Origin of the sequence: Brevundimonas sp., from assembly GCF_036399195.1 — a bacterium.
Taxonomy (GTDB): Bacteria; Pseudomonadota; Alphaproteobacteria; order Caulobacterales; family Caulobacteraceae; genus Brevundimonas.
The window spans coordinates 1-5234 of sequence record NZ_DASWNO010000041.1; the positions used below are offsets into that span (position 1 = coordinate 1).

At 68.4% G+C, this 5234-nt stretch carries 5 protein-coding genes and 1 pseudogene; all 6 read left to right on the plus strand.

What is annotated here, in order from left to right; all coding sequences use genetic code 11:
- Positions 1-73 precede the first annotated feature (73 nt).
- Positions 74-1132, plus strand: a complete 1059-nt coding sequence (hemH, locus tag VGB60_RS02280) for a ferrochelatase (RefSeq protein WP_331036662.1) — start codon at positions 74-76, stop codon at positions 1130-1132.
- Positions 1132-1614: a CopD family protein gene (locus VGB60_RS02285; protein ID WP_331036666.1), complete on the plus strand. Its 483-nt coding sequence runs from the start codon at positions 1132-1134 to the stop codon at positions 1612-1614. Before hemH ends, VGB60_RS02285 begins: the two co-directional genes overlap by 1 nt.
- A 387-nt stretch (positions 1615-2001) precedes the next feature.
- Positions 2002-3417, plus strand: coding sequence for a transcription termination factor Rho (gene rho, locus VGB60_RS02290; RefSeq protein ID WP_331036663.1), 1416 nt, complete (start codon positions 2002-2004; stop codon positions 3415-3417).
- Between the two features lie 70 nt (positions 3418-3487).
- Positions 3488-4063 (plus strand): response regulator, encoded by a 576-nt coding sequence (locus tag VGB60_RS02295; RefSeq protein WP_331036664.1) that lies wholly within the window; start codon positions 3488-3490, stop codon positions 4061-4063.
- 115 nt (positions 4064-4178) lie between these two features.
- On the plus strand, positions 4179-4415 hold the full coding sequence (locus VGB60_RS02300) for a DUF6489 family protein (RefSeq protein ID WP_331036665.1): 237 nt from the start codon (positions 4179-4181) through the stop codon (positions 4413-4415).
- Positions 4416-4557: 142 nt separating this feature from the next.
- Positions 4558-5234 (plus strand): annotated as a pseudogene (locus tag VGB60_RS02305) (tRNA uridine-5-carboxymethylaminomethyl(34) synthesis GTPase MnmE); the annotation flags it as partial.

Sequence of the window (5234 nt, forward strand, 5' to 3'; positions counted from 1 at the left end):
ACCTCGGCCACGGCATCCTGCCCGACGTGCCGATCGCCCATGTCGAACAGGTGCTGAAGCGGATCGGCGCGCAATGACGGCGCAGGGCAGCCAGCGCATCGCCGTCGTCTTGTTCAACCTCGGCGGGCCGGACGATCAGGCGTCGGTCAGACCCTTCCTGTTCAACCTGTTCCGCGATCCCGCCATCATCGGCCTGCCCGATCCGTTCCGGACCCTGCTGGCCCGGCTGATCTCAAGCCGCCGGGAAAAGAGCGCCCAGGCCAACTACGCCCTGATGGGCGGGGGTTCGCCGCTGCTGCCGGAGACGCGCAGGCAGGCGGCGGCGCTGGCGCAGGCCCTGACGGCTCGCCGGTCGGGGGACGTGGTCAGCACCTTCGTCGCCATGCGCTACTGGTCGCCCCTGACCGAACAGACGGCGCGGGAGGTGGCCGCCTTCGCGCCCGACCGCATCGTGCTGCTGCCGCTCTACCCGCAGTTCTCGACCACAACGACGGAGTCCTCGCTGAAGCTGTGGAACGCCGTCTACGACGGCCCCGGCCAGTCCAGCACGGTGTGCTGCTACCCGCGGGGCGACGGCTGGATCGCGGCCCAGGCCGAGGGCGTGCGCGCCCGCTTGGCCGAAGCCGGCGACCGTCCCATGCGGGTGCTGTTTTCGGCCCACGGCATCCCCGAAAGCCTGATCGCGCGCAAGGGCGACCCCTATCAGGAGCAGGTCGAGGCCACCTGCGCGGCCCTCGCCCCCGCCTGTGGGCTGAGCCGGCGCGGGGAGGACTGGGACGTCTGCTACCAGAGCCGCGTCGGGCCGATGAAATGGCTGGGCCCGTCGACGCCCGAGGCCATTCAGAAGGCGGCGGCGGACAAGGTCGGCGTGGTGGTCGCGCCCGTCGCCTTCGTCTCCGAGCATATCGAGACCCTGGTCGAGCTCGACGTCGAATACGCCGAACTGGCGCATGAACTGGGCGTCGCGCCCTATCTGCGCAGCCCGGCCGTGGGCGTGGCGCCGGCCTTCATCGACATGCTGGCCCACGCCGCCGACGAGGCGCTGGGCCGGGACGGCGTCGCGCCCTTCGGCCCGGGCTGTCAGGCCCGCTGGAAAGCCTGTCCGGCCCAATGCGAACGGAAGGACGCGTGATGCTGTCGGCGGGCGCCTTCGAGATCGTCCGTGGGCTGCATATCCTCGCGGTGATCGCCTGGATGGCCGGGATGCTGTTCCTGCCGCGGCTCTACGCCTATGACGCTGAACAGGCCGGCAAGGCCGAGCCCCTGCGGGGCGAGATGCAGACCCTGCTGCGCCAGTGGCAGCGGCGCTTGCTGAAGATCATCATCAATCCGGCCATGGCGATGGCGTGGGTCTTCGGTGTCTGGATGATCCTGATCCACGTCTATGGCTATGGCGAGGGGTGGCGTTTTCTCGCCGAGCCGTGGATGGCGACCAAGCTGCTGGCCGTCGTGGCGCTGAGCGGCTGGCATGGCTTCCTGTCCGGCGAGCTGAAGCGGATCACGGCAGGGACCTCGACCCGGACAGGCCGATTCTGGCGCATGACCAACGAAATCCCGTTCCTGATCGCCATCGTGGCGGTGCTGTCGGTCACGACGCAGTGGACGCTGGGCTGACTGTCTCCTCCCTGTCGGCGTAGCCGATGGGGAGGTGGCTCGGCGGCGACTCAGCCGACGAGACGGAGGGGGCGGCTCAGGGCATAGGGATTGGCGGATGACCGGCCGACGCCGGCCGCCCCCTCCGTCACGGCGCCAAGAGCGCCGCGCCACCTCCCCACGCGTGGGGAGGAGCCGGCTGCCCCGCTTGACCTGAACTCGCCCCCGTGGTTTCGCTGGCCGCGAACCGCCCTCGCAAGGAGTCAGGGGCGGCGCCTCTCTTCGCGACGCCCGCCGATCTGGCCGGGACGACCCGTCGCTCTCCCACCGGCCGCCCGGCCGAACATCGCCAAGCCCGACCCCACCCGCTTCCGGCGGCCCTGTGGACGCGCGCAGACCTGTAAGACCATGACCGACGTCCGCGACACCGATCCCACCGCTCCCGAAGCCGATACAATCGAGGGCGAACAGCCGTCGACCGAACTGGCCGCGTCCGACCTGCCCATGGTCGATCAGGAGCAGGGCGAGGAGGAGGACGACGGCGAGCCGATCGTGCCGAACGGCCGCATCACCCTGCAGGAGCTCAACGACAAGACGCCCGAGGAACTGGTCGCCTTCGCCGAGAGCCTCGAGATCGAGAACGCCGGCAACCTGCGCAAGCAGGACCTGCTGTTCGCCATCCTGAAGACGTTGGCGGATGAAGAGGTCGAGATCATCGCCTCGGGCACGCTGGAGATCCTGCCCGACGGCTTCGGATTCCTGCGCAGCCCCGACGTCAATTATCTTCCGGGTCCGGACGATGTGTACGTGTCGCCCTCGCAGATCCGCCGCTTCGGCCTGCGCTCGGGCGACACCGTCCACGGCGCTGTGCGGGGACCGCGCGAGGGCGAGCGCTATTTCGCCCTGCTCAAGGTCGACACGATCAATTTCGAGGATCCCGAGACCGTCAAGACCAAGGTCTTGTTCGACAACCTGACCCCGCTCTATCCCGAAGAGCGGCTGCACATGGAAATCCAGGACCCGACGCTGAAGGACCGCTCGGGCCGGGTGATCGACATTGTCGCCCCGCTCGGCAAGGGCCAGCGCTGCCTGATCGTCGCGCCCCCGCGGGTCGGCAAGACGGTGATGCTGCAAAACATCGCCAAGTCGATCGAGCGCAACCACCCCGAAGTGACGCTGATGGTGCTGCTGATCGATGAGCGGCCCGAGGAAGTCACCGACATGCAGCGCACGGTGAAGGGCGAGGTCATCGCCTCGACCTTCGACGAGCCCGCCACCCGCCACGTCGCGGTGGCCGAGATGGTGATCGAAAAGGCCAAGCGTCTGGTCGAGCACAAGAAGGACGTGGTCATCCTGCTGGACTCGATCACCCGTCTGGGCCGGGCCTACAACGCCACCGTGCCGTCGTCGGGCAAGGTCCTGACCGGAGGCGTCGACGCCAACGCCCTGCAGCGGCCGAAGCGCTTCTTCGGCGCGGCGCGGAACGTGGAGCAGGGAGGCTCGCTGACCATCATCGCCACCGCCCTGATCGACACCGGCTCGCGGATGGACGAGGTGATTTTCGAAGAGTTCAAGGGCACCGGCAACTCCGAGATCGTGCTGGACCGCAAGGTCGCCGACAAGCGCATCTTCCCCGCCATCGACGTGCTGAAGTCCGGCACCCGCAAGGAAGAGCTGACCACGCCGAAGGACCAGCTGGCCAAGACCTACGTCCTGCGCCGCATCCTGAACCCGATGGGTCCGCAGGACGCCATCGAGTTCCTGATCGACAAGCTGCGCCAGTCCAAGAACAACGCCGACTTCTTCCAGTCGATGAACACCTGATCCGGCGCGGCTTGCCGAACACCGCTATGCATTTAGGCAAATGCAATCATTAGCGGCCTAGTGTTCGAGCATGTTGTTCGTCGATCCGACCGTCAGAACGCGCATCGAACCGCTTCTGCGGCGCGTCTTGCTTGTCGAACCCAATCCTCATCAGGCCCAACTCCTGAGCGAGTGCTTGACGGCGTTCGGGGGCGGAGACTTCGCGTTTCAGGCCGACCGCGACGCGGCCGTCGAGGCCGCCCGGACCTTCGACCCGACGCTGATCGTGACGGAGGCGTTCGATGACGCCGATCCGTTCGCCCTCGTGCGTTCGATCCGGCGGTCAACCATGGGCTGCCGTCAAGCGGCCGTGGTCGTGCTGACCACCCTCGCGACGGCTTCGGCGCTCCAGGCGGCCAAGAACGCGGGGGTGAATGAGTTCCTGCGCAAGCCGTTCAATCGTCGCGACCTGCTACGCCGCCTCGATCACCTCTCGACCCCTCGTCCGTGGGTCGACAAGCCGGCCTATGCCGGCCCTGATCGTCGCACCTTCAACAGCGGCGCGGCGAGGCGGCGCCTGAGCGACCGGGTCGAGCTGATCGGCCAGGGCGTGCCGGCCACCCAGTTGTATCGCACGACCCCCTCTCCACTGGCGTCAGAGGCCTGACCGACTGGCAGGCGAGGCTACTCAGGGGCCTGTTGTTTCACGTGAAACGTTGGGGCCGGGTTCCCTCTGACGCTCGTTCTGCCCTATGACAGGGCCAGAGCCCTGGATCCGTCCCATGAAGATGAACGTCGAAATCGAGTGCACCCCCGCCGAGGCGCGCGCCTTCATGGGCCTGCCCAATGTCGAGCCGCTGAACGATCATCTTGTCAGCGAGATGAAGCGCCGCATGGACGAGAACATCGCCTCCATGAAGCCGGAAGAGATCATGAAGACCTGGACCAGCTTTGGGGTTCAGGCGCAGGAACAGTTCCGCCGCTTGATGGAAGCCGCGGTCCCAGGCGCGAAGCCGTGACCATGTCTCCTCCCCCTTCATGGGGGAGGTGGCGCGCGCAGCGCGACGGAGGGGGCGAGGTCCTCCAGACCGCACTCCCGGCCAGCCCCCTCCACCGCTTCGCGGTCCCCCTCCCCCACAAGGGGGGAGGAGACGTCGTGCCATGACCGACACCGTCTTCGCCCTCGCGACGCCGCCGGGCCGGGGGGCGATCGCCATTCTCCGCCTGTCCGGGCCGGCGACGGACACCGCCCTGACCGGGCTCGGCGCTCCCGGCCTGACCCCCCGTACGGCCAGCCTCCGGACCCTGATCCACGAAGGCCAGACCCTCGATCAGGCCCTCGTCCTGCGCTTTCCCGCGCCGCGCTCCTACACCGGCGAAGACTGCGCCGAGCTGCACCTGCACGGCGGCCGCGCGGTGGTCGAGGCGGTGAGCTCGGCCCTGATCGACTTCGGGCTTCGCCCGGCCGAGCCCGGCGAGTTCACCCGCCGGGCGTTCGAGAACGGCCGCATGGACCTGGCCCAGGCCGAGGCCGTCGCCGATCTGATCGACGCCGAGACCGGGGCGCAGGCGGCGCAGGCGCTGGGGCAGCTGGAGGGCGCGCTGAGCCGGGCCTACGCCGGCTTCCGGCGCGACCTGCTCAAGGCCTTGGCCCTGATCGAGGCGGAGATCGATTTTCCGGATGAGGAGATCCCCGACAACCTGGCCCGCACCGCCGGCCCGGTGCTGGACGGGCTGATCGCCGACCTACGCGACGCACTCTCCGACGCCGATCGCGGCGAGCGGGTCCGCGAAGGCTACCGCATCGTCCTGATCGGCGAGACCAACGCCGGCAAGTC

What these genes read in the sequence shown, in the direction of transcription:
- hemH (WP_331036662.1), top strand. Translation starts at nt 74, where the DNA reads ATGACGGCGCAGGGCAGCCAGCGCATCGCCGTCGTCTTGTTCAACCTC.
- VGB60_RS02285 (WP_331036666.1), top strand. Translation starts at nt 1,132, where the DNA reads ATGCTGTCGGCGGGCGCCTTCGAGATCGTCCGTGGGCTGCATATCCTC.
- rho (WP_331036663.1), top strand. Translation starts at nt 2,002, where the DNA reads ATGACCGACGTCCGCGACACCGATCCCACCGCTCCCGAAGCCGATACA.
- VGB60_RS02295 (WP_331036664.1), top strand. Translation starts at nt 3,488, where the DNA reads ATGTTGTTCGTCGATCCGACCGTCAGAACGCGCATCGAACCGCTTCTG.
- VGB60_RS02300 (WP_331036665.1), top strand. Translation starts at nt 4,179, where the DNA reads ATGAAGATGAACGTCGAAATCGAGTGCACCCCCGCCGAGGCGCGCGCC.